The sequence below is a fragment of the Pseudomonas crudilactis genome, from assembly GCF_013433315.1.
Lineage (GTDB): Bacteria > Pseudomonadota > Gammaproteobacteria > Pseudomonadales > Pseudomonadaceae > Aquipseudomonas > Aquipseudomonas crudilactis.
On sequence record NZ_WXVV01000017.1, the window covers coordinates 93,312 to 118,257 of the forward strand.

At 58.8% G+C, this 24,946-nt stretch carries 20 protein-coding genes and 1 tRNA gene; 3 read left to right on the plus strand and 18 right to left on the minus strand.

The window, feature by feature from the left end:
- Window positions 1-84: 84 nt before the first annotated feature.
- The 16 genes from GTU76_RS19175 to rpsU all read right to left on the minus strand — a co-directional run bounded on the left by GTU76_RS19175 (window position 85) and on the right by rpsU (window position 20,862).
- The gene (locus GTU76_RS19175) at window positions 85-1,896 is read right to left on the minus strand and encodes a S9 family peptidase (protein ID WP_180699344.1); all 1,812 of its coding nucleotides are present in this window, start codon (window positions 1,894-1,896) and stop codon (window positions 85-87) included.
- Window positions 1,862-3,001, minus strand: a complete 1,140-nt coding sequence (pqqE, locus tag GTU76_RS19180) for a pyrroloquinoline quinone biosynthesis protein PqqE (protein WP_016983158.1) — start codon at window positions 2,999-3,001, stop codon at window positions 1,862-1,864. Before pqqE ends, GTU76_RS19175 begins: the two co-directional genes overlap by 35 nt.
- Complete coding sequence (gene pqqD, locus GTU76_RS19185) at window positions 2,994-3,269, minus strand: pyrroloquinoline quinone biosynthesis peptide chaperone PqqD (protein ID WP_007910068.1); 276 nt, start codon at window positions 3,267-3,269, stop codon at window positions 2,994-2,996. Before pqqD ends, pqqE begins: the two co-directional genes overlap by 8 nt.
- Window positions 3,266-4,018, minus strand: coding sequence for a pyrroloquinoline-quinone synthase PqqC (gene pqqC / locus GTU76_RS19190; protein ID WP_042606685.1), 753 nt, complete (start codon window positions 4,016-4,018; stop codon window positions 3,266-3,268). The genes pqqD and pqqC overlap by 4 nt, the downstream gene beginning before the upstream one ends.
- Before the next feature lie 136 nt (window positions 4,019-4,154).
- On the minus strand, window positions 4,155-5,066 hold the full coding sequence (gene pqqB, locus GTU76_RS19195; RefSeq protein WP_016983156.1) for a pyrroloquinoline quinone biosynthesis protein PqqB: 912 nt from the start codon (window positions 5,064-5,066) through the stop codon (window positions 4,155-4,157).
- 81 nt (window positions 5,067-5,147) lie between these two features.
- Entirely contained in the window at window positions 5,148-5,222 is a 75-nt protein-coding gene (pqqA, locus tag GTU76_RS19200; RefSeq protein ID WP_003422658.1) for a pyrroloquinoline quinone precursor peptide PqqA, read from the minus strand.
- Between the two features lie 156 nt (window positions 5,223-5,378).
- Window positions 5,379-7,793 carry a pyrroloquinoline quinone biosynthesis protein PqqF gene (pqqF, locus tag GTU76_RS19205; protein ID WP_180699345.1) on the minus strand — a complete coding sequence of 805 codons (2,415 nt, stop codon included), beginning with the start codon at window positions 7,791-7,793 and terminating at the stop codon, window positions 5,379-5,381.
- Between the two features lie 38 nt (window positions 7,794-7,831).
- Window positions 7,832-8,626, minus strand: a complete 795-nt coding sequence (locus GTU76_RS19210) for a carbon-nitrogen hydrolase family protein (RefSeq protein ID WP_180699346.1) — start codon at window positions 8,624-8,626, stop codon at window positions 7,832-7,834.
- A 12-nt stretch (window positions 8,627-8,638) separates the two neighbouring features.
- Window positions 8,639-10,321 carry a flavin monoamine oxidase family protein gene (locus GTU76_RS19215; protein WP_180699347.1) on the minus strand — a complete coding sequence of 561 codons (1,683 nt, stop codon included), beginning with the start codon at window positions 10,319-10,321 and terminating at the stop codon, window positions 8,639-8,641.
- 223 nt (window positions 10,322-10,544) lie between these two features.
- Complete coding sequence (locus GTU76_RS19220) at window positions 10,545-11,006, minus strand: Lrp/AsnC family transcriptional regulator (RefSeq protein WP_016983153.1); 462 nt, start codon at window positions 11,004-11,006, stop codon at window positions 10,545-10,547.
- 79 nt (window positions 11,007-11,085) lie between these two features.
- A complete protein-coding gene (locus GTU76_RS19225) occupies window positions 11,086-12,165 on the minus strand; it encodes an acyltransferase family protein (RefSeq protein WP_180699348.1) in 1,080 nt (359 codons plus the stop codon).
- Between the two features lie 154 nt (window positions 12,166-12,319).
- Window positions 12,320-12,396 (minus strand) — tRNA-Ile (locus GTU76_RS19230).
- Between the two features lie 15 nt (window positions 12,397-12,411).
- On the minus strand, window positions 12,412-16,158 hold the full coding sequence (locus tag GTU76_RS19235; RefSeq protein ID WP_180699349.1) for a bifunctional diguanylate cyclase/phosphodiesterase: 3,747 nt from the start codon (window positions 16,156-16,158) through the stop codon (window positions 12,412-12,414).
- A 126-nt stretch (window positions 16,159-16,284) separates the two neighbouring features.
- Window positions 16,285-18,129, minus strand: a complete 1,845-nt coding sequence (gene rpoD, locus GTU76_RS19240; protein WP_137217364.1) for an RNA polymerase sigma factor RpoD — start codon at window positions 18,127-18,129, stop codon at window positions 16,285-16,287.
- A gap of 67 nt (window positions 18,130-18,196) precedes the next feature.
- Window positions 18,197-20,161 carry a DNA primase gene (dnaG, locus tag GTU76_RS19245; RefSeq protein ID WP_180699350.1) on the minus strand — a complete coding sequence of 655 codons (1,965 nt, stop codon included), beginning with the start codon at window positions 20,159-20,161 and terminating at the stop codon, window positions 18,197-18,199.
- A gap of 485 nt (window positions 20,162-20,646) precedes the next feature.
- Entirely contained in the window at window positions 20,647-20,862 is a 216-nt protein-coding gene (rpsU, locus tag GTU76_RS19250) for a 30S ribosomal protein S21 (protein ID WP_002551877.1), read from the minus strand.
- A gap of 199 nt (window positions 20,863-21,061) precedes the next feature.
- Here rpsU and tsaD point away from each other — a divergent pair, with 199 nt between their 5' ends.
- Entirely contained in the window at window positions 21,062-22,087 is a 1,026-nt protein-coding gene (gene tsaD, locus GTU76_RS19255) for a tRNA (adenosine(37)-N6)-threonylcarbamoyltransferase complex transferase subunit TsaD (protein ID WP_034155077.1), read from the plus strand.
- A 23-nt stretch (window positions 22,088-22,110) separates the two neighbouring features.
- Here tsaD and plsY read toward each other — a convergent pair whose 3' ends face one another.
- On the minus strand, window positions 22,111-22,680 hold the full coding sequence (gene plsY, locus GTU76_RS19260; RefSeq protein WP_180699351.1) for a glycerol-3-phosphate 1-O-acyltransferase PlsY: 570 nt from the start codon (window positions 22,678-22,680) through the stop codon (window positions 22,111-22,113).
- 74 nt (window positions 22,681-22,754) lie between these two features.
- On the opposite strand from plsY, the gene folB reads away from it, so the two are divergent.
- Together folB and folK are read left to right on the plus strand one after the other, a co-directional pair.
- Window positions 22,755-23,111: a dihydroneopterin aldolase gene (gene folB / locus GTU76_RS19265; RefSeq protein WP_158953239.1), complete on the plus strand. Its 357-nt coding sequence runs from the start codon at window positions 22,755-22,757 to the stop codon at window positions 23,109-23,111.
- Window positions 23,102-23,620, plus strand: a complete 519-nt coding sequence (folK, locus tag GTU76_RS19270) for a 2-amino-4-hydroxy-6-hydroxymethyldihydropteridine diphosphokinase (RefSeq protein ID WP_016983143.1) — start codon at window positions 23,102-23,104, stop codon at window positions 23,618-23,620. Before folB ends, folK begins: the two co-directional genes overlap by 10 nt.
- Window positions 23,621-23,702: 82 nt before the next feature.
- Here folK and GTU76_RS19275 read toward each other — a convergent pair whose 3' ends face one another.
- Complete coding sequence (locus tag GTU76_RS19275) at window positions 23,703-24,932, minus strand: multifunctional CCA addition/repair protein (protein ID WP_175555470.1); 1,230 nt, start codon at window positions 24,930-24,932, stop codon at window positions 23,703-23,705.
- Window positions 24,933-24,946: the final 14 nt, after the last annotated feature.

The window sequence follows — 24,946 nt, forward strand, 5'->3', positions numbered from 1 at the left end:
GGGGATTTGTGAACAACACAGATCCAATGTGGGAGCGAGCCTGCTCGCGAATGGGGCACCTCGGTTTTGAACGGGGCGCGATGATCAGTCCGCCAATCCCATTACCTGGCGATAGAACTTCCACTCCTGCTCGAGCGCATGCGCCTGATTGGCCGCACGGCGGAAACCGTGGCGTTCGTCCGGGTAGTAATGTGCTTCGACCGGGATGCCGTTCTCCTCAAGTGCCGTGACCATGTCGCGGGTCTGTTGCGGAACAACGACCGCATCCAGCTCACCCTGAAAGAAAATCACCGGCACGCCAATGTTGCTAGCATGCAGCAGCGGTGTGCGGGCCGCGTAGCGTTCGGCGTCTTGCTCAGGATCACCGATCAGCCAGTCAAGATAATCACCTTCGAACTTATGCGTCGCCCGGCCCAGAGCGACCGGATCGCTGACTCCGTAAAGACTGGCACCCGCTCGGAATACCTGTTGGAACGCCAGCGCACACAACGTGGTGTAGCCGCCTGCGCTGCCACCCCGAATAAATGCGCGCTCACCGTCGATCAAACCCTGCTCGGCGAGATAGCTCACCACCGCGCAAGCATCCTCGACATCCACCTCGCCCCAGCTCAAGTGCAGCGCTTGCCGATATTCGCGGCCATAACCGCTGCTGCCGCGATAGTTGAGATCAGCGACGGCGAAGCCACGTTGCGTCCAGTACTGAATGCGCGGGTCGAGAATCGGGTAGCAGGCCGACGTCGGGCCGCCGTGGATGAACACCACCAGGGGCGGTTTTGTCTCACCGCTCATGGCTGGATAAAAGAACCCGTGCGCTTCGCCGGAACCACTTGGGTAGCACAGGGTTTGCGGACGGCTGATGCGCTTAGCGGGCAGGGGCGCCACGCCACCCACCAGCACGTTCACTTCTCGCGTGGTTCGATCAATGGCGATGACCGCCGAAGGACTGATCGGTGAGGCGGCGATGCAGTAGATAAATCGCTCATCCACAGCGAGATGACGGAAGCGGCTGTAGTCACCAGTGAAATCTTCGTCAGCGAGCGTCAGGCGACCAAAACCACCTTCGCTCCAGCTCGCCAAAAACGAATTATCAACAGGCAACCAGGTGCAGCCGCCCAACTGCCAAGGCGCCGGCGCATGATCGGCCGGCGCGGCAGGCAGTGGCGCCAAACCGTCCGAAGTCTCAGCCCACGGCTGCCAGAATCCACCGCGATCAGTCAGGCAATACAGTCGACCTTCAGCATCAAATCGTGGTTGTTGAATGGACTCTTCAACCTCATCGCCAGCAACGCAGCGCGGCGAACCAAAGGCGCCGTCAGCCAAGCGTTCCGCCACCATCAACCGCGTCGACGTCCATGGCTGATGCGGCCGGCTCCACTCGATCCACGCTAAACGCAGGCCATCCGCACTGAGGATTGGCGCCGCATAAAAATCCGCGCCTTCAGCCAATAAATACCGCGTCCCGTCAGCCAGATCGATTGCTACGAGCCGATGCTGATCTTGCTGTTCTTCGACCGCCAGCACTTGGCCGAAAGCAAAATGCAGATCGCCATAACGGCACTCGCCCGACGTCAATGCCTCCGGCTCGCCACCGAGCTTCTGGCGGTACAACTGCTGATCCGCCTCAGCGACGAAAACCACCCCATCCGGCGTCAGACAAAACGCGCCACCGCCATATTCGTACACGCGACTGCGCACACTGAAGCCATCCGGCGTCAGACATCTCGCCACGCCATCGCGCCAATGCCAGATCCGGCATGCGGCATCTTCCGGGCGATATTCATTCCAGAACAGCCCATTGGCACCGAGCTGCAACTCGGCGAAATCCATGCCGGCCGCGACGGCTTGCGAGGCGCTGAAAGGCTCAGCCCTTGGCGATGAGGCGTGAGTTTCGTTCATTGCGAAAGGCCAATTGTTCGATGGTTTGGGTGGCGGTCTCGGCTTCTTCGCGGGCCTTGAGAATCACACCGTGATGTTCGGACTTGCTGCACACCGGGTCGGCATTGCTCGCATCGCCGGTGAGCATGAACGCCTGGCAGCGACAGCCGCCGAAATCTTTTTCTTTCTCGTCGCAGGAGCGGCACGGCTCGGGCATCCAGTCGTAACCACGGAAGCGGTTGAAGCCGAACGAGTCGTACCAGATGTGCTGCATGCTGTGGTCGCGCACATTGGGAAATTGCACCGGCAGCTGTCGGGCGCCATGGCAGGGCAGGGCGGTGCCGTCCGGGGTGACTGTCAGAAAGATGCTGCCCCAGCCGTTCATGCAGGCTTTCGGGCGTTCTTCGTAGTAATCCGGGGTGACGAAAATCAGCTTGCACGGATGCCCTTCGGCTTCCAGCTTCGCCCGGTATTCGTTGGTGATGCGTTCGGCACGGACCAGTTGCTCTTTGGTCGGCAACAGGCCGACACGATTGAGCTGCGCCCAACCGTAAAACTGGCAGGTGGCGAGTTCGACAAAGTCGGCCTCAAGCGCAATGCACAGCTCGATGATGCGGTCGATCTTGTCGATGTTGTGCCGATGGGTGACGAAGTTCAGCACCATCGGATAGCCGTGGGCCTTCACCGCACGAGCCATTTCCAGTTTCTGCGCGAAGGCTTTTTTCGAGCCGGCGAGCAGATTGTTCACTTGCTCGTCGCTGGCCTGGAAACTGATCTGGATGTGATCGAGGCCAGCCTTTTTGAAATCGCTGATTTTCTGCTCGGTCAGGCCGATGCCGGAGGTGATCAGATTGGTGTAGAAACCCAGCTGCCGCGCTTCATGAATCAGCTCGGCGAGATCCTGACGCACCAGCGGTTCGCCGCCGGAAAAGCCCAGTTGCGCCGCGCCCATCTCCCGCGCTTCGCGGAAGACCTTGATCCACTGCTCGGTGCTCAACTCTTTGCCCTGCTCGGCGAAGTCCAGCGGATTGGAGCAGTACGGACATTGCAGCGGGCAGCGATACGTCAGCTCGGCGAGCAGCCACAGCGGCAGGCCGACTTCAGGCTTGGGCGGCAGATCAGGCAAGTTCGATCCAGTGCTGCGCACGGGCAACCTCCATGAATTGCTCGATGTCGTCACCGAGCTCGGGCACACCGGGGAACTGCTCATCGAGTTTGGCGATGATCGCGGCGACATCGCGTTCACCGTCGATCAGCCCACCGATCAGTGCGGCGCTGTCGTTGAGCTTGATCATGCCTTCCGGGTAAAGCAGCACGTGACCTTTCTGCGCCGGTTCGTACTGGAAGCGGTAGCCGGGACGCCAGGTCGGGACTTTGCTGCGGTCGAAACTCATAAGGTGATTCCTTTATGCCAGACGCGTTGTTCGGTGACGCTGTGGTACGGCGGGCGGTTCAGTTCGTAGGCCATGCTCATGGCATCGAGCATGCTCCAAAGAATGTCCAGTTTGAACTGGAGAATCTCCAGCATGCGCTCCTGGCCTTCGCGGGTCTTGTAATGTTCAAGTGTGATCGCCAGACCATGCTCGACATCACGCCGCGCCTGACCGAGGCGGGTGCGGAAGTATTCGTAACCGGCCGGATCGATCCACGGGTAATGCTGCGGCCAGCTGTCGAGGCGCGACTGGTGAATCTGCGGCGCGAACAGTTCGGTCAGCGAGCTGCTGGCGGCTTCCTGCCAACTGGCGCGACGGGCAAAGTTGACGTAGGCGTCGACGGCGAAACGCACGCCGGGCAGCACCAGCTCCTGGGAGCGCAGTTGGTCCGGGTCGAGACCGACCGCTTGGCCAAGGCGCAGCCAGGCTTCGATACCGCCATCTTCGCCGGGAGCGCCGTCGTGGTCGAGCAGGCGCTGAATCCACTCGCGGCGGATTTCCCGATCGGGGCAGTTGGCGAGGATCGCCGCGTCTTTCAGGGGGATGTTCACCTGATAGTAGAAGCGGTTGGCGACCCAGCCCTGGATCTGCTCGCGAGTGGCGCGGCCTTCATACATCGCCACGTGATACGGGTGGTAGATGTGGTAGTAGGCGCCTTTGGCGCGCAGGGCCGCTTCGAATTCGGCGGGGGACAGCGGGGTGTCGGTCATTGCGGTTCTCCGGGGAACAACCGTTGGAATCCTGGGTGTCTATTCGGACGCCTTCGCGAGCAAGCACGCTCCCACAGGGTTTGTGAACGCCACAGATCCAATGTGGGAGCGAGCTTGCTCGCGAAGAGGTCGGTCGCTACAGCACAATACTCATGCCATCGAACGCCACTTCAACATTACGTCGCGCCAGTTCGGCACGCTCCGGCGAATCTTCATCGAGAATCGGGTTGGTATTGTTGATGTGGATAAGCACTTTGCGCTGCTCTGGCAGTTGCTCCAGCACTTCCAGCATGCCACCGGGGCCGTTCTGTGCCAGATGGCCCATCTCGCGACCAGTGCGAGTGCCAACGCCACGGCGCTGCATCTCATCGTCATCCCACATCGTGCCGTCGACCAACAGGCAATCGCTGCCGGCCATGATCTCCAGCAACGGCGCATCGACCTTGCCCAGACCCGGTGCGTAGAACAATTTACCGCCAGTGTTCAGGTCTTCAACGATCAGACCAATGTTGTCGCCCGGATGCGGATCGAAGCGGTGCGGCGAGTACGGCGGCGCGGCGCTGCGCAATGGCAACGGAGTGAAACGCAGGTTCGGGCACGCTGCCACAGTGAAGCTCTGGTCGAGTTCGATGCGGTTCCAGTCCAGCCCACCATTCCAGTGCGTGAGCATCTTGAACAACGGGAAACCGCTGCTGAGGTCTTCGTGAACCATGTCCGTGCACCAGACCTGATGCGGGCAGCCTTCGCGCAGGCTGAGCAGACCGGTGGTGTGGTCGATCTGGCTGTCCATCAGGATGATCGCGCTGATGCCAGTGTCACGCAGGGCGCGGCCCGGTTGCATCGGAGCGAAGCTTTGCAGCTGCGCGCGGATGTCCGGCGAGGCGTTGCACAGCACCCAGTTCACGCCGTCATCGGAAATCGCGATGGACGATTGGGTGCGGGCCTTGGCATTCAGGCTGCCGTCGCGAAAACCTGCGCAGTTGACGCAGTTGCAGTTCCACTGCGGAAAACCGCCGCCAGCGGCCGAACCCAGAATCTGGACGAACATGAACACTCCATCATTTCAACGCGGAAAATAAAACGCCCCGGCGAGCCGAGGCGTTGCACTGCAATTCTACGTAAGCAGAACTCAGCGGCTGGCGAAGTACATGGTGACTTCGAAGCCGATACGCAGGTCGGTGTAAGCAGGTTTTGTCCAGGACATGGTGTGTCTCCTCAGGGTAGGTGGGATAGCGCTGTCCATAGTTATAGTCCACGGCAGCGCAAAGATGTTCCAAATAGTTAGGCTGCTATGTTACTCAAAATTTCCGGGTAAATGCCCGTGAATCTTTGAGAAAGCTCCTTGCAGCCTCGGTAATGATCAATTTGCCGCTCGCCATGGGGTGTTGGGCTTCGGATCGCTGGCGAGGCAGAGCCAGCCGCCTTCGGCGTTGATTAAACGCTGGGCAGCGCTAAGCAATGCCTGGCGATCCAGTTGGCGGATCGCAATGATCAATTGCTCAAGATAATCCGATGAGTGGCCAGCGAGCTTGGCCTGCCAAAACAGTTCGGTGGCGTCTTTGCTGGACAGACTGGCGTCATCGAATTGATCGGCGAGGCTTTTGCGCTGCTGTTCAAAACTCGCTTCATCCAATTGTTCGATTCGCATTGGAAGGCTTTCGAGGAATTGCTGAATGTGGCCTAGCAGATCCCCAGGTGCGGTGCTCGGGGATTGCACGCCGAACAGTATCGCCGCTTGCCCGTGAATCTGGCGCAGTGTGCTGAACACCGCATAGCCCAATTGCAACTCGACGCGCAGGCGCTGATAGAAAGGTGTCTGGCACAACTGCGCCAACAGTCGCCACGCGGCTTCGTCGGCGATGTCGCGGCTGGCGGTCAGGCAGCACAGCAACAAGGCGTGTTCACTGGAGGCGGTATCGATATGTCGCCAGTGTTTTTGCGCGGGAATCTTCGTCGGCGCAGGCAACTGATTGTCAGGGATCCCGGGAATACGGCTCAAGGCCAGGCCCATGGCGGATTGCGTCTGCTGGTTAAGTCCCAGAGCGAGGCCGTCCCAGCGCGAAGTTGTCCACAGGTGTTTGGCGTCGTCGCCGGTTCTTGCTGATTGCAGAATATGTTCCGGCAGCGCTTTAAGCAGTTGGCGGATGGCGATCAGTGGCGTTTCCAGCTCGCTGCTCGGCGAATCAGGGTCAACTTGCGCCAGACTTTTCAGCGCATGCTCGAGGACGCAGGGCATTGGCTCTTGCAGGCCGGTGAGCTTCAGCAGCCATTGATTGCCAGAGACGTTGAAAGACAGATCGACACCGGCCTCCCGCGCGTCTTGCTGAGTTTGCTGAAGACTGCGCTGCAACCGCGATTGAAGATCAGCACCGGCTGCGGCCTCTACTTGCCATCGCAGATAGATCGCACCTTCATCGGTGCTGTCCGGCAACGCTTGACTGAACTGCATCGGCGAGCGCTCGCGACGGCCGCGTGAGCGATCCTGAGCAAATGTGCGCAGCCCTCTATGGGCGCTGGTCTGGCCGCGAATCAGTCCGGCGTTGGCCAAGGGTTCGCTGGCTCGCAGAAAAGGATTGGCAGCAGGCAGGATCCAGTGATCGCTGCAGTTATCCACAGTGCCGATTTCACCGAGGATGTGAGCGAGGGTCTCAACGCCTGCATCGGACAGGCCATTTTCCAACTGTTCACTGTCGAGTCGCGCCAACTGCAGCGCACCTGCGACTTGCTGCTGGCGCTGCAGCAGAGCTGCGTATTCTTTGCGCAGTGGCGCCCAATCTTGTTGAGCAAAGAAACTCAGCCAATCCAGGACCTGCTCGCCAATGGCGTTTAACGATCCGGAAGCTGCGATGAACTCCAGATGCAGCAACGCTTGCCTGTCAAAGTGATAGACCGGCGCAGATTTTAATCCATCAGCCAGATTCTGCTGCTGCATATGCGCCAGTAACCCGCCGGGTTTGGCGCTGTTTAACCAATGGCAGAGAAACGCCAAAGCCTCGACAGACGACTCAGGCAAGGCATCGAACGCAAACATCAGGTTGCCGCGTCGCTCACCGACCTGTTGATAACTTTTTATCGCCAGCGGTATGGATGCCGCTTGCACAACTTTATCCCCAACGGGCAAAACCGCCGCAAACTGTTCAGCCAGTGCTTTTAGTTCTTGAAGATTCTGCGGTCCTACCAGACTCAGAGTCATTTGCCCGGTCCGATAAAACTGCTGGTGGAAATCTTTCAACGCTTGTTGAAACGCAGGTTGCTCGACTTGGAGACTGTCGCGATTCCCCGTATGAAACCCGCGCAACGGATGTTCTGCCGGTAATCCTTCGTACAGGGCAAACTGCTGCTGCGCCGCAGGATCCTGCGACCAAGCGACAAACTCCGCCTGCAACACTTCCCGTTCCCGCAACTGATCGTCCAGATTCATACGCGGATTGGCGAGCATGTCTGACAGTCGCTCCAGCCCCGCGCTGAACGACTGTGTCGGCAACTCAAAGAAAAAGTCAGTGGTCCGCTCTCGCGTGCTGGCATTCACCTGGCCACCGTGACCTTGAACGTAAGCCATCAGCCCTTCATTCGCTGGGAAACGCTCGGTGCCGAGAAACAGCAAATGCTCGAGAAAATGCGCCAGCCCCGGCCACGCCAACGGCACGTCATGGCTACCGGCGGCCACGCGCAAGGCAGCGGCGCTGCGCTTAAGGTCGGGCGCATGACGCAGGGTCACGCGCAAGCCGTTGGCCAGGGTTTCGGTGTGAGGACGGGGGTGAGTCGGCGCAGGCATGGGCACTTCCAGAACAGTGAAGTGCCAATGCTAGCGGATTAGCGCTGGTTGAGCGCGCCGTAAAGCTCCGGGCGGCGGTCGCTGAGGTAGCGATTGGCCGCGCGGGAGTCGAGCATCAACTGCCGGTCGAGCTCGCCGATGATCAGTGCTTCGTCGAGTCCGGCCTGGGCGATACGGCTGCCGTCCGGCGCGGCGAGGCTGCTTTGCCCGCAATAGTGGATGTCGCCTTCGTGGCCGCAGTAGTTGGCGTAAGCCACATAGCACTGATTTTCGAAGGCGCGCGAACGCACGGTGACGTCAGCGACGAAATCGAACGGGATCATGTTCGCTGTCGGCACCAGAATCAGTTCGGCGCCGGCGAGTGCCAGACGGCGAGTGTTTTCCGGAAACTCCAGGTCGTAGCAGATCAGGAAACCCAGCTTCCAGCCGTTGAGCTCAACAATGGGGAAATCATCATCACCGGGGCTGAACATCGAGCGATCCAGATCGCCGAACAGATGCGTCTTGCGGTAATTGCACAGGCGTTCGCCGTGCGAATCGATCAACTGCACGGCGTTGTAAATCTGCCCGTCGGCGGTGCGCTCCGGATAGCCGTAAACAATCGCCAGACCCGCAGCCTTGGCGATCCGGCCGATCTGCTGCGCCCATTCACCGTTGTAGACCTCGGCCAAGGTGCTGACCGCTTCGGCGCCAATGTTATAGCCGGTCATGAACATCTCCGGCAGCACCAGCAGGTCGGCACCCTTGGCCTCCATCGCCACCTGATGCAGGCGTTGCAGGTTGGCGGCGGGGGCCAGGGGCAGTGGCGGACATTGGTAAAGGGCTACACGCATCAGGGATTCCTCTTACTCGGGCAGGGCGATAGGGCCGATGTATTTGAACACATCACCCGGGCCCGGGTTCGCTTTATGTGTCGAACCGCCGAAATGCTTGATGATCCCCCACACCGCGTTGAGCGAGGTTTGCACTGCGCCTTCGACCCACGCCGGTGTCCACGAAACGTCGTCGCCAGCGATAAAAATCCCGCGCTGTTCGGCCGGCATCTCGTCCTGCATGAAGTGCGCGTACATGCGCTGGTTGTAGCGATAGTGGCCGGGCAGGGCACCTTTGAAGGCGCCGAGGAAGTACGGGTCGGCTTCCCACGACACGGTGATCGGATCGCCAATGATTCGCGCGGCGATGTCGACTTTCGGGTAGATCTTTTTCAATGCGTTCAACGCCAGCTCAACGCGTTTTTCCACCGGGTGCGGCAGCATCTTCAACGCATCGCTCATCCACGAGTACGACAGGCAGATCACCCCCGGTTTGTCGTCGCCGTTGTCGAACAGATAGGTGCCACGGGTCAGGCGGTCAGTGAGGGTCATGCTCATCAGGTCGCGGCCGGTTTCCGGGTCCTTGTCCTTCCAGAATGGGCGGTCGACCATCACAAAGGTTTTCGACGACTGCATGTAGCGGGTGCGGTCGAGGGCCATCCACATCTTCTGCGAGAACAGGGTTTCGTCGCATTCGATCTGGGTGGTCAGCAGCCAGCTCTGGCAAGTGGTCAGTACGGCGGCGTATTCGCGGGTGTCGCCATTGTTGTCGGTGACCGCGAAGCGGCCATCCGGTGCATGGGCAATTTTCTTCACGCCGGAACGCGGTGCGCCACGGTGCAGGGATTTCAGGCTGGTGCCTTCGGGCCAGTGCACGCAGCGCTCCGGCACATGCCGCCAGATGCCTTGTGGGACTTGCTCGACGCCGCCGACCACCAGGTGTTGGTGATCGTCGCAGTTGGTCATCACCACGCGGAAGATTTCCAGCATCGAGTTGGGGAAGTCCGAGTCCCAGCCGCCGGTGCCGAAACCGACCTGACCAAACACTTCGCGGTGATGGAACGACAGTTTGGCGAAGGCTTCCGAGGTGGCGACGAAGTCATAGAAGGTGCGGTCGTCCCACAGTGGCACCAAGGTATTCCACAGCTCTTTCAGGCGTGGCACATCGCGGTCGCGGATGGCTTGCTGGATATCGGCAAACTGCGAGCCGGCCTCCAGCGCATCCGCCCAGGCGTCAGCCACTTCCTGGAACAGTGCAGGAAGATCCGCCAGTTTCTGTGCGTAATGGGTTCTACCTTCGAGGTCGATCACGGTGCTGCCGGAGGCCGGCGTCAGTGGGTTCGGGAAGGGTTTGGTCTCGAGACCGAGCTTGTCGACGTAGTGATAGAACGCGGTGGACGACACCGGGAAACGCATGCCGCCGAGTTCAGCGACGATACCGTCCGTGCCGTTGAAGGCTTGTGAACGTAGACGGCCACCCAGTTTCGACGCCTCGTAAACCACTGGCTTCAGGCCAAGTTTCATCAACTCGTAAGCGGCGACCAGACCGGCAATACCTGCGCCAACGATTGCCACTTCGGCGCCGTGATTGTGTTCAGGAATGGTGCCGAGGCCGGCCGGGTGTTCGATCCAGTCGTCAAAGGCGAACGGAAAGTCCGGACCGAAAATGGTGACGGGTTTCTTACCGTCTGCAGGATGGCGATTGTTCTTGTTCATGGCTGACCTTGCTGGCGACCCGACGCGGGATGCGCGTCTGAGTATAGGAAAAGATGCCAGCCATTCTAGGGAGCGTAGAACACGTTAATAAGACGCAAAGTGTCGTCGTTTTGCCAGATTAACGATCAATATGACGATTAGAGGCTGCACACCGACCAAAATGTGGGAGCGAGCCTGCTCGCGAAGAGGTCCTGAAATTCACCCGAGAAGCCCGATCAAAATCTTAAACCGGCTGCCCCCGATCAATCTTGCTACTCAAAATGATCGACGTCGTAGTCTTCTCCACCCCGTCCACGCTGCCAATCTGATCCAGCAACTGATCCAGTTGCTCCGGCGAATCCGTACGCAACCACGCCACATAATCAAATTCGCCACTCACCGCACACAGCTGCTGCACCTGCGCCATCGCACTCAACCGGCGCACCACCTCTTTGCCGGAACGCGGCTGCACCTTGATCCCGACATACGCCTGCAGGCCGCCATCGACTACGCGCTGGCCCAGGCGTACGCCGTACCCGGTGATCACTTTGGCCTTTTCCAGCCGCGCCAGCCGCGACGTTACGGTGGTGCGCGCTATGCCCAATTGCCGGGCGAGCATGGCCACGCTCTCACGGGCATTGATTTGCAGAGCGGCGATCAACTGGCGGTCGACTTCATCAAGTACGGGCGGGCGAATATCTGGCAAGGGGCGACTCCATTGGCGCGGATCTTTGGCCTGCACATGTTACAGGCAATGAAAAAGCCGCGCGGATGTGCGGTTTTTTTTACGTTCGTACAGGGAGTTGAATGTTGCGCGAGAGATTCAGCAGTTTGCGCTCTATCAACTGATAACTGCAGTAAGCAACCACCAGGACTGCCGTGTAGGAAACTGTCCAGAACAAAGTTGCATGCCAGAAGTTGTTACCGCTGAGCCCCGTCATAACCCATAGGCGCCCGCAAACACTGAGTGTCAGCACGTGCGAAAGGTACAGCGAATAGGACATATCCCCAGCTGATTTGAGAAAACCGAATGACTTTAATCGACCTTTCGCTTCTTGCAGGGCAAATGCCAACAGTAAAAGCGTGTAACCGCCACCGATCGCAAAGGCTCGTTCCAGGGGTATGGATTGAATGACATCGGCGTCGCCGACTACATCGGTGGTCAATGCGTAGACAAGACCAGCCAGCCCAGTCAGACCCATCAAGGGAATGGTAAAAGGAGACGCAGAAGAAACCGATGAAAGCCTCAGGTATGTGATTCCCGCCAAGGCACCGAGAATGAATTCAATGGAGAACTCATGGAACATCACCCGAAGATAAGGATTTTCCGGCGTATCCGAAAAAATTGAAACGCCGATAATCGTGATTAACCACAGCGCAAACGCATGAGTTATCCGCTTGGCCGGGAGCATCAGGATCAAGGCAAATACGAGATAGAACCAGACTTCATGGATAAGTGACCAGGCGACCATTAACAACGGTAACGCCGAGTGCGGGAGCAGGAAAAATGACCAGGTCATGTCGACAGCCCCTCCCTGAGAACCGTTCACCAGTTCAGGTTTGACCTGAGCGACAAAGAAGATAGCGAGAAAATAAACCCAATAAATTGGGTAAATTCGAAAGAATCGCCCTTTGAGAAACTCAGCAACTTCGCCCTTGAGACCGAACTTGTTACGGAAAGCGATAATCATCACAAAACCACTGATGACAAAAAACAGATCTACACCGGTTTGTCCAAAAACAAACAGCTCCGGCAACAGGCGTTCACCTTTTACATACTTGGCATTGATGAATAGTGAGTGAAACGCTACGACAAAAAGAGCTGCCAGTCCTCTGGCCGCTTGTAGCGAGGAAAGTTTGTACACGATTATTCGTCCCTGAAGCCGACTGGCATCCTTTGCCGGCATTCTGAAATTTACGCGACACAGACGCAAGCACGGACACGGGAACAGTTCATCCGCGTATTTCTTTCAGGCCCCAGAAACGACGAAAGCCGCGCATTTGCGCGGCTTTCAGGTTTGGTGGGCCCACACGGACTTGAACCGTGGACCAAAGGATTATGAGTCCTCTGCTCTAACCAACTGAGCTATAGGCCCTCAGTAGGTCGCGGATTATAGCGACGGTTTCTCGGCTGTGCTATCCGAAAAATCCGATACGGCAATACGAAGAAACGTTGCAGCGAATTCTTCAGGTGGCAGGGGCAGGCTGACGATATAGCCCTGGATCTGTTCGCAGCCCTCGGCCGCGAGGAATTGTTGTTGCGCCTGGGTTTCCACACCTTCTGCGATCACGGTGAATTGCATGCTGCGGCCCAGGGCGATGATGGCTCGGACAATCGCCGCATCGTGGGGGTCGTCGGGCAGCCCGCGGACGAAGGACTGGTCGATTTTGAGGATGTCCAACGGCAGGCGTTTCAGGTAACTGAGTGAGGAGTAGCCGGTGCCGAAGTCGTCGATTGCCAGTTGTACGCCCAGGTGCTTGAGTTGATGCAGCACCGACAATGCCTCTTCAGCCTGACTCATGATGAAATTTTCGGTAATTTCCAGTTGCAGTAAATCTGGTCTGAGGCGGTTTTCCTTAAGCAGTTGTTCAATGCGCCCAAGCAGATTGGGCTGGCGTAGTTGCGCACCAGCGAGGTTGACTGACAGTGGCCCGAGGCTGTCGTAGATCTGGTTCCATTCGAACATCTGCCGGCAGGCAGTCTCCAGCACCCAGTCGCCGATCTGCAGGATCATCCCGTTCTCTTCGGCCAAAGGAATGAAATGCTCTGGCGGCACTTCGCCAAAGGTCGGATGACGCCAGCGAATCAGCGCTTCGGCGCCGACCAGGCTGTGATCTTCGAGGCTTATTTTCGGTTGGTAGTAGAGGAACAGCTCATCACGCTCGATGGCGCGGCGCAATTCGTGCTCCAGTGCCACGCGTTCGATGGCTTGCGCTGTCAGATCGCGGGTGTAGCTCTCGACGCGATTGCGACCTTTGGCTTTGGAGCGGTACATCGCCGCATCGGCGTTTTTGACCAGAGTGGCCACGTCGCAACCGTCGCGCGGATAGAGGCTGGTGCCGATGCTGGCGCTGATGAAAAACTCGTGTTCGCCGGCCTGGAACGGCGCACCGAAGCAGTTGAGCAGTTTCGTGGCGAGATTGTCGGCGTCACTGGCTTGCTGCAGCCCGGGGAGCAGAATGATGAATTCGTCACCGCCCAGGCGGGCAACGGTGTCGATGTCGCGCAGCTGTTCTTTCAGGCGCACGGCGATGCCCTTGAGCAGCAGATCGCCGACCGGATGGCCGAGGCTGTCGTTGATGTGTTTGAAGCGGTCAAGATCAAGGAACAGTACCGCGCCCTGACCGCCGTTTTCTTGCTGACTGTTCAGTGCCATCAGCAAGCGGCTTTCGAACAACGTACGGTTCGGCAGGCCGGTGAGCGGGTCGTGGTGAGCCTGATAATCGAGTTTGGCCTGTGCATGCTTGAGGCTGGAGATATCGGCAAATACTGCGACAAAGTGGGTGATGAATCTGTCGCGGTTACGTACGGCGCTGATGGTCAGCCAACTGGGGTACAACTCGCCGTTTTTTCGCCGGTTGGAGATCTCGCCTTGCCAGTGACCTTCGTCGGTCAACTGGTGCCACATCGCCGCATAAAACGCGCTGTCGTGCAGGCCTGAAGCGAGCAGGCGCGGTGTGTGGCCGAGTGCTTCGCTTTCGCTGTAGCCGGTGATCTCGGTGAAAGCCCGGTTGACTGCGCTGATGTGCTGTTGGGTATCGGTGATCAATACACCTTCGGCTGTGCTTTCGAATACAGTCGCGGCCTGTTGCAACTTTTCCTGCATCAGATGGCGTTCAGTAATGTCCCGGGCGATGGTCAGCATGCAGTCTTCGTCACCGATCGGTAGCGGACGGGCGGACACTTCGCAGAGGCGGATCTGCCCGTCACTGCGGCGGATATGACAGCTGAAATCACGGACAAAGCCGTCGCGATGCAGCAGGTCGAGCATCTGCTTGCGTTCGTTGAGGTTGACCCAGATTCCCAGGTCCAGTGCCGAGCGATCCACCGACATCGCGCTGTTGAAGCCGGTGATGCGGCTGAAACCTTCGTTGACTTCCAGCAGCAGTCCGTCGCTTTGACGCGACAGCAGCAGGCCGTCCGGCGACGCATGGAATGCCTTGGCAAACTTCTCTTCCGACGTCTGCAGTTGCTGTTGGGTTTCCTTGAGTTGGGAGATGTCGCGCACCACTACAACCAGCGCTGGTGTGGTGTCGAGGTCGAACGGTTCGGCGGAGATCAGTCCGGTGAACACTTGACCATTGTTGCGCCGGAAGGGCATTTCCAGGTTGCGGATGCTGCCAGCCTGCAAGCGCTGCAACAGCCCGGGCCCAACGCCGGGAATGCCCCAGATATTCAAGTCAGTAGCAGTTTGGCCGATGACGTCCTCGGCTTTCAGTCCGATCTGCTCCTCGAACGCCTCGTTGACTTCCAGCAAGCAGCCGTCGGAGAGTCGCGCAATCACCAGAATGTCCGGGCATTGCTGGAACACCGAGGCGAATTTCTGCTCCGACAGACGCAGGGCTTCTTCGGTGCGCTTGGTTTCGCTGATGTCGATCATCAACCCGCGCATCACCGGTTCGTGGCCGTGTTCGATCAGGCTGACGATGTCGCGCACCCACAGGCAGCGACCATCGGCTGTGATCACTCGGTAATCGAGGCTGTGATCACGCCCGGCCAATACTTCGTGATCGCAAAAGCTTTGGGCGCGGGTAAGGTCCGCCGGATGGATGATGTTGCGCCAGAACCCTGGAATCAGCCAATGCGCCAGCGGATAGCCGAGCAGGTCTTCGGCGTGCGGCGAAACATAGCTGTAGGTGAAGTCGCTCATTCGCGCTTCCCATGCAATGGCTGACAGGCTCTCCACCAGGCCGCGATAGTGATATTCGCTGCTGCGCAGTTCCTGTTCGAGGTCAATGCGTCGGGCGATCTCCGAGCTCAGGCGGCGATTGATACGGATCACCACCGCCAGAATGATGACTAGCAATACCAGACCGGGCAAGCCGTAAATCAGAAGATCAGACCAGAATGTCCGATGATCGAGGACGTTGCCCACCCAGTGCTCTTGAATGCTGCTGATTTCAGCCGGGGTCATATCGGCCAGGACTTTGTCCAGAATCCCCACCAGCATTTTGTTGTCACGGGGCACGCCCATTGCCAGTTGGTAGCGATACGGGGTTTCACCGCTGACGTACAAGCCGTCAAGTTTCAACTGGCGCAAGCTCCAGACGCTGGATGCAAGGTCGCCGACCACGGCATCCACTTCATCGGTCGCCAGTGCCTGCAATGCTGAACTGACGTTGGGCATGGCGACCAGATTCAGATCCGGATGGTGGGTACGCAGCAATTCGTGAGGCGCGTAGTTTTCCACCACGGCGATCTTCAGACCGTACAGATCATCGAGCTTGCGCGGTTGTACACCGCCGATGTGAGCGAGGATGACAATCGGGAAGTCGAGATAAGGGCGGGTGAATGACAGATAGGTCTGGCGCTCCGGTGTGGACATGATCCCCGGCAACAGGTCGATCTTGCCCTGTTTCACCTGTTCCAGCACAACCGTCCAGCTCACCGGCTCAATAGGGGTGAGCTTGATTGCCAGGCGTTGGCGAATGACATCAATGTAATCGGACGCCAGCCCTTGATAACGGTTTTGATCGTCACGAAACTCAAACGGCGGCCACGACGCGTCCACGCCGAGGCGCAAGTCCGGGTGAGCCGCCAGCCAGCTACGTTCTTCATCGGTCAGAGTCAGCGCGTCAGCCGTTGCGGTCCAGGTCATCAGTGACAGCAAAAAAAGCACGGACGCCAATCTGGGCATAACGCTCTCGTTATGGCTCGGGGATGATTGTTTCGAGTGTAGACGGGGTATGCGGGGGAGGGGTGTTGCGAAGGATTTAATCTGCCATATAAACAAAACCCCCGGCCTGGGCCGGGGGTTCTGGTATCACTCGTCGAGGAAGGAGCGCAGATGCTCGCTTCGCGTCGGGTGGCGCAGCTTGCGCAACGCCTTGGCTTCGATCTGACGGATCCGCTCACGCGTTACGTCAAACTGTTTGCCCACTTCTTCGAGCGTATGGTCGGTGTTCATGTCGATACCGAAACGCATGCGCAGTACTTTGGCTTCACGGGCAGTGAGGCCGGACAGTACTTCGCGAGTCGCTTCTTTCAGGCTCTCAACAGTGGCGACATCGATTGGCGACTGCATGGTCGAGTCTTCGATGAAGTCACCCAGATGGGAGTCTTCGTCATCACCGATCGGCGTTTCCATGGAGATCGGCTCTTTAGCGATCTTCAATACCTTGCGGATCTTGTCCTCAGGCATTTCCATGCGTTCGCCCAGCTCTTCCGGGGTCGGTTCGCGACCCATTTCCTGCAACATCTGCCGGGAAATGCGGTTGAGCTTGTTGATCGTCTCGATCATGTGCACCGGAATACGGATGGTGCGGGCCTGGTCGGCGATCGAGCGAGTGATCGCCTGACGGATCCACCAGGTGGCATACGTCGAGAACTTGTAACCACGACGGTATTCGAACTTGTCCACCGCTTTCATCAGACCGATGTTGCCTTCCTGGATCAGATCGAGGAATTGCAGGCCGCGGTTGGTGTACTTCTTGGCGATCGAGATCACCAGACGCAAGTTGGCTTCAACCATCTCTTTCTTCGCGCGGCGGGCCTTGGCCTCACCGATCGACATGCGACGGTTGATGTCCTTGATTTCTGCGATGGTCAGACCGGTTTCGGTTTCCAGCGCGATCAGTTTCTGCTGGCAACGAATGATGTCCGGCTGCACGCGACCGATGGCTTCGGCGTACTTGCTCTTGCCTTTGGCCAGGGCGTCGGACCAGCTTTCGTCGACTTCGTTGCTCGGGAACTGACGCAGGAAATCGGCGCGTGGCATACGTGCATCACGTACACACAGTTGCATGATCGCACGCTCTTGCTGACGCAGACGATCCAAGGCGCCGCGAACACGCTCGACCAGGCCTTCGAATTGCTTCGGTACCAGTTTGATCGGCATGAACAGCTCGGCCAGTACAAGCAACTCGGCAATCGCTGCCTTGTTGTTGCGACCGTGCTTTTTCAGGGCCTTGCGGGTGATTTCCATCTGGTCAGCCACGGCGCCAAAGCGCTGGGCAGCGATGACCGGATCGGGACCGCTTTCGGCTTCTTCTTCGTCATCGGAAGATTCGGCTTCATCGTCGTCGGTCTCGTCGTCGGCTTTCGCCACTTTCGCTTCGACAGGCGGCGGCACTTCGGCAGGCGGCGCAATGCCGTCGTCCGGGTCGATATAACCGCTCAGAACGTCGGACAGGCGACCACCTTCGGTGGTGACGCGAGTGTACTCGGAGAGAATGTGGTCAACCGTGCCAGGGAAGTGCGCGATTGCGCTCATCACTTCACGGATGCCCTCTTCGATACGCTTGGCGATTTCGATTTCGCCTTCACGAGTCAGAAGCTCGACCGTACCCATTTCACGCATGTACATGCGCACTGGGTCAGTGGTGCGACCGATATCGGTCTCCACCGCTGCCAACGCGGCGGCTGCTTCTTCCGCAGCGGCCTCGTCGGTATCGGCGTCGGCCAACATAAGGGCGTCCGCATCCGGAGCACTCTCGTGTACGGGGATCCCCATGTCGTTAATCATGCGGATGATGTCTTCCACCTGCTCAGGATCTGAAATATCCTCGGGCAGGTGGTCGTTGACCTCGGCGTAAGTCAGATACTTCTGCTCACGACCCAGTTTGATCAACTCAATAATACGAGACTGCTGTTGCGCTTTTCCGGACATAACACCCTATCCACTGAAGGTCTTGGCGGGCAAAAAACAAGCCGAGGATTATACCTGAGCTATGACCTCACGCGCCAGTTGAGGTCGGGTTTGATGCGGAAACATTGCGACTTAATAGGTCGCGCAGTTGGTTTTTCTCTTCAATGCTCAGTTCGCTTTGACGCGCTTTCCTGAGCAACTGTTCCAGATTTCGCTCGCGTTGGCGGGCTGACAAGCTAGTAATGGTGTCGAAAAACTGTTGTTCAAGGTTATCTCCGTCAATCAGCCATTCCTTTTCTGCCAGTGCCTTGAGCAGGCGACCCTGTTCAGTGCCGTGCCATCGCGCGATCAACTGAAATGAGTTTAGCTTGGGATTCTTCTGTACGGCTTCGAGCAGCGCCACAAGCAACTGGGCGTTGGTCTGATTTTCGTCCGCAATGTGTCCGGCGTCTTCAACGCGCTCGGCCAATTGCGGGTGATGCAGCAAGGTGCGCAGGGCGGTCAGGGTCGGCGATTCGACGCCGATCGGCGTGCGCGGGCGTTGTTGGTCACGATCGCCGCCACGCTTGCCGTTTTTGTCCCAGGGCTTCTTGTCCCACTTCTTGCCGCCGGCGCCGGGTTTCTTTGGCGTCCACTCCTGCTGCGGCACATACATGTCTTGTGCCTGCGGCTGATGGTAGTCGCTGTAGTCCGGCATTGCGTCGTAATCGATGCCAGGATCGTAGGCGGGCGGCGCTTCCTGCGGCGCATTTTGTGCGAGCTGGCTGACAGTTTCGCTGCTCAGGCCGGTGATTTCGGTCAGGCGCTGACGCATCAGGATACGCAGGTTGGCGCCCGGCACTTTGTCGATCAACGGTGCGGCGAGGGTAGCCATATGGGCCTTGCCTTCGAGCGAGCGCGGGTCGGCCTCTTCGGTCAGTTGCTGGAAGAAATAATCCGCCAGCGGTTGCGCGTGCTGATTGATCCGGGCCTTGAAGGCGTCAGTGCCTTCGGCGCGCACCAGGGTATCCGGGTCTTCGCCTTCCGGCAGGAACAGGAATCGCGCCCGGCGCCCATCCTGCAGGCTCGACAGCGTTGCTTCCAAAGCTCGCCATGCGGCGTTACGGCCGGCCTGGTCGCCGTCGAAACAGAACAATACGTTCGGTACGACGCGGAACAGACGCTTCAAATGTTCTTCGCTGGTCGCGGTGCCCAGCGTCGCGACGGCATTCTTCAGGCCTTGCTGGGCGAGGGCGATGACGTCCATATACCCTTCGACGACAATGATTTCGTCGAGGTTGCGGTTGTTCTTGCGCGCTTCATAAAGGCCGTAGAGCTCCTGGCCTTTATGGAAGACCGGGGTTTCCGGTGAGTTCAGGTACTTCGGCTTGTCGTCGCCGAGTACGCGGCCGCCGAAAGCGATTATCCGCCCACGGGTATCGCGGATCGGGAACATCACGCGATCGCGGAAGCGGTCATAGCGTTTGCCGGTTTCGGCGTTCTCGATCAGCAGGCCGGCGTCGATCATGGCTTTTTGCTGAAGTGTGTCGCTGCTCAAGTGTTTGAACAGGTTGTCCCAGCCCGGCGGCGCGAAGCCGAGACCGAAGTCGCGGGCGATTTCGCCGGTCAGGCCGCGGCCCTTGAGGTAATCCACGGCAGCCTTGCGGGCGGGATGGCTCTTGAGCGCCTGCTTGTAAAAGTCAGCGGCGGCGTTGAGCAGCGGGTAGAGCGGCGAATCGGTCGGTTGCCGTGGCTTGCGCTCGCGGCCGCTTTCTTCGCGGGGAATTTCCATGCCGGCGGCTTTGGCCAGATCTTCAACAGCCTGGGGGAAATCCAGGTTGTCGTGATCCATGAGAAAACCGAGGGCATTGCCGCCGGCGCCGCAGCCGAAGCAGTAGTAGAACTGCTTGTCGGGGCTGACGCTGAATGACGGGGTTTTCTCTTTGTGGAACGGGCAGCAGGCGGTGTAGTTCTTGCCGGCCTTCTTCAATTGCACGCGCGAGCTGACCACGTCGACGATGTCGGTGCGGTTCAGCAGGTCGTCAATGAAGCTCTGGGGTATCAGCCCGGCCATGGCGTTCTCATCGTCTGCGCTGTAAATGGTCCGATACGAAGGGCATTCGGACGCGGGTCGTTACTGTAGGCACGCAAAATATGCGGCTCGACCGGTGTCGTCTGCGTAATCGCTGTCGGGAAGTGTATCTGCCGAAAATCCACTGACGTTAGTACCAATCAGTCTTCGACTATTTGAAAGTGTTGCGCTGAATCCGCTGGCGGCCGATAAAGGGCCTCGGATAGCTCAATAAAGCGGGCACGCATGCAGGTGCCTTGGGCTGATCGTCGTAAGAGGAATCAGTGGGTGTGCTCGTCAGTAGCCTTGAAAGGCTCGTCAGAAAAGACGTGCACCGCTGGCAAAAGAGCCAGGTCTGACGCGTGAAGCAGATTTGTCTCGGTCGCGTGTGCGGCTTCGACGGTGAAGCATCAAGCGTTTTACGCAAATGCCATTAGCCCGGCTGAGAGCCGGGCTTAGGCAAGAAGCTTGCTACGAACGTCTGTGTATTAGTACAGACGAACGGCGCGGCGCTGTTCGCGCTGAACTTTCTTGGCGTGACGCTTAACAGCGGCTGCTGCTTTGCGCTTACGCTCAGAAGTTGGCTTCTCGTAAAATTCGCGGCTACGAACTTCAGCCAGTACACCGGCTTTTTCGCAGGAGCGCTTGAAACGACGCAGAGCTACGTCGAAGGGTTCGTTCTCTTTAACTTTGACGGCTGGCATCCAGAGCTACCTTCATTCATTACCGGGGTCAACATCCTCGCGGCAAAAGAGCACTTGAAGACGTCGGTTTTTAAGGGTTGCGGATGTTAACCCCTCATCGCTCGGAATGCAAAGCCTCTGATCGAAAACCGCTGGTCGGGGCATCACGCGGCGACTATTATGCGCGCCTTCGAAGTCAGCCTAAACAAGGCGCAAACCCATGCTAGTACTGGGATTAGAAACCTCCTGCGACGAAACCGGCGTCGCATTATATGACAGTGAACGCGGCCTCTTGGCTGACGCACTGTTCAGCCAGATCGACCTGCACCGCGCTTATGGCGGTGTGGTGCCGGAGCTGGCCTCGCGTGACCACGTCAAACGCATGCTGCCCTTGATCCGTCAGGTCTTGGCCGAGGCGGACTGCGTGCCGACCGAGATCGATGCGATCGCCTATACCGCGGGTCCTGGGCTGGTTGGCGCATTGCTCGTGGGGGCTTCCTGCGCCCAGGCACTGGCGTTTGCCTGGGGCATTCCGGCGCTGGGCGTGCATCACATGGAAGGCCACTTGCTGGCGCCGATGCTCGAGCCAAAACCGCCGGAATTCCCGTTCGTCGCTTTGTTGGTTTCCGGTGGTCATACGCAGCTGGTTCAGGTCGATGGCATTGGCCAATACAGCTTGCTTGGCGAGACGCTCGACGATGCCGCCGGCGAAGCGTTCGACAAAACCGCGAAGATGATGGGCCTGAATTATCCGGGCGGGCCGGAAATCGCCAAGTTGGCGGAGAAGGGCGTTGCAGGACGTTTCACCTTTCCACGTCCGATGTGTGATCGCCCGGGTCTGCAATTCAGCTTCAGTGGTCTGAAAACCTCTGCGCTCAACGCCTGGCAGCAGTGCGTCAGCGCCGGGGACGACAACGAGCAAGCCCGTTGCGACATCGCGCTGGCGTTCCAGCAGGCCGTGGTGGAGACTTTGACCATCAAGTGCAAGCGTGCCCTGAAACAGGCCGGCATGAAGCGTCTGGTGATCGCTGGTGGCGTCAGTGCCAACAAGGCCTTGCGGGTTTCGTTGGAAAAGATGCTCGGCGACATGAAGGGCGATGTGTTTTACGCCCGCCCCGAGTTCTGCACCGACAATGGCGCGATGATCGCGTTTGCCGGTTGCCAGCGTTTGCAGGCGGGTCAGCAGGAAAGTCTGGCGATCAGCGTGCAGGCGCGCTGGCCGATGGAGCAGTTATCGGCGTTGTGATGAGCGGCGTTCATGGCCGGAATTTAAAAATGCCGTTCGCGCCCGGCAAACAGGTCGCGTAGATTGCCGCGGTGGCGCCAGACGATCAGCAAGGTCAGTGCGCTCATCGGCAACAGCGCTTCCGGTTCCTGCCAGGCCAGCAACGGCAGGGTCAGCGGCGTGGCGATCAGTGCCGCCAGCGAGCTGGTGCGGGTCAGGTAAAACGTCAGCAACCAGGCGCATACTGCCAGCAGTGCTGCAGGCGGATACAGGCCCAGGAGCATGCCGGCAGCGGTGGCGACACCTTTGCCGCCACGGAAGCGAAAGTACAGCGGGAACAGGTGACCGATCACGGCGCATACGCCAATCCACGCCTGATCCTGTAGCGAAAGACCTGCTGCCGAGGCGATCAGCACCGGCACCAGGCCTTTGCACAGATCACCGAGCAGGGTCAGGATCGCCAGTTTGCGACCGGCCAGGCGCAGCATGTTGGTGGCGCCGGCATTGCCCGAGCCACTCATTCGCGGGTCCGGATTTCCGGTCAGGCGGCTGAGCAAAATGGCGAAGGACAGCGAGCCGAGCAGGTAGGCGATAGTCGCCAGTAACCAAAACATGCTAACTATTCCGGGCGAGGACGCCCTGATTCTAACGGCGCATTGCGCCCTTGTCGTGCAGCGGAGAAAAGTGCTTGGACAGAGTGTTTATCGAGGGCCTGGAAGTCGACACCGTCATTGGTGCCTACGACTGGGAGCGCGGCATCCGACAGTGCCTGCGACTTGATCTGAGCTTCGCCTGGGACAATCGCCCGGCCGCTGCCGGTGACGACCTGACCCTGGCGCTCGACTACGCCAGCGTTTCCACGCGGATTCAGGCTTTTGCCGAGCAAGCGCAGTTTCAGTTGGTCGAGACCTTTGCCGAGCGTCTGGTCGAAGTGCTGATGAGCGAATTCAACATCACGTGGGTGCGGCTGAAGTTGACCAAGCCTGGCGCTGTACCGGCCGCGAAGGGCGGTGTGGGCGTGGAGATCGAGCGCGGATGTCGCTGACTCAGGTCTACTTAGGGCTCGGCAGTAATATCGAGCGCGAAATCCATTTGCGTGCCGGACTCGACGCATTGGCGACGTTTCTGGTGGATATCCGCTGTTCGGCGGTGTTCGAGAGCGCGCCTGTGGGGATCAAGAGTGGGCCGTTCTTCAATTTTGTAGTGTCGGCGTATACCGACCTGCCGTTGATGGAGCTGGATCGACGCTTGAAATTCATCGAGGCGGATAACGGTCGTTACGCGCCTGATCGCAAGGGTTTGCCGCTGGATATCGACGTGCTGCTGTATGGCGAGCTGGCGGGGAGTTTCGACGGGCTGGTTTTGCCACGTGCCGAGATTCTGAAAAATGCTTTTGTGTTGTGGCCGCTGTCACTGATTGCGCCGGATCGCGTACATCCGAGTGTGGGAAAAAGCTTCGCGACGTTGTGGGCAGAGGCGCAGATTGATCAGGTGCTGGCGCCAGTAGCGTTCGAGTGGCGTGGTCAGCAGTTAACCTCTTCAGATCTGAGTTGACTTGACTGGCGTCTTCGCGAGCAAGCTCGCTCCCACAGTGGGCCCTATTCCAATTTGGGAGCGAGGTTGTTTGCGAAGGTTTTCAGACTGACGCCGCCTCTTTGTAAGCCTTCAACGCCCTCAGTCGTTCACGCTTCAGCGCTTCGCCCAGTTCCGGTCCCTTGAATCCCTTCTCCAGCAACGGCTGCACTGCGACTTCCCGCGCGGCCTTCGCCGCACCCCGCAAATAATCCGCCTGTGGATAATTTCTCTGCTCCAGCCCTTTGCGGCCTCGGGCGTCCATTTCGCATGCGACGATGAACTCTTCAAACCGCTGTGGCCGACGATACACGTCAAAACTCTGCAGCAACTCCAGCAATGTCGAAGCCTTCAGTTCCAGCGCCCGATGGCCATGGGTATGGTACTTGCCGACCAGTAGCGCCAATTCCTGACAATCCTTTGGTGCCTTAAAGCGTTCGTTGACCGCTTTGATCAGCTTCAACCCCGTGTGCTCATGGGCGATGTGTCGCGGCCACTGTTCTTCCGGGGTCAGACCTTTACCGAGATCGTGCAGCAGGCAAGCCCAGCGTACTGTCAGCGGTTGTTTGTACAGCGCCGATTGCTCCAGAACGCTGAGCGTGTGCAGGCCGGTGTCGATTTCCGGATGATGGGCTTCCGGTTGTGGCACGCCAAACAGCGCGTCGACCTCTGGCATCAGTACTTTAAGCGCGCCGCAGTCGCGCAGCACCTGAATGAACACCTGCGGCTGATCTTCCATCAAGGCGCGGGAGATTTCCTTCCAGCTGCGTTCGGCGGTCAGCGCCTCCAGTTCGCCGGAGTCGCTGAGTTGACGCATTAATTCCCGCGTCTCTGGCGCGACCGTGAAACCGAGCTCGGCATAGCGCGCGGCGAAGCGGGCAACGCGCAATACCCGCAGAGGATCTTCGGCGAACGCCGGGGAAACGTGGCGCAGGATTCTCGCATCAAGATCGCGCTGGCCATGGTACGGATCGGTCAGATTCTGCTGGTCGTCCTCGGCCATGGCATTGATCGTCAGGTCGCGACGAATCAGGTCTTCTTCAAGCGTTACTTCGGGGCTGGCGTGAAAGGTGAAGCCGCCATAACCGCGCCCGCTCTTGCGCTCGGTGCGGGCGAGGGCGTATTCCTCGCCGCTTTTGGGATGAAGAAACACCGGGAAATCCGCGCCCACCGGGCGATAGCCCTTGGCGAGCATTTCTTCCGTGGTAGCGCCGACCACCACCCAATCGATGTCAGTAACCGGTTTGCCCAGCAAGCGATCACGTACGGCGCCGCCAACCTTGAAAATCTGCATAAAAAACCTCCGTT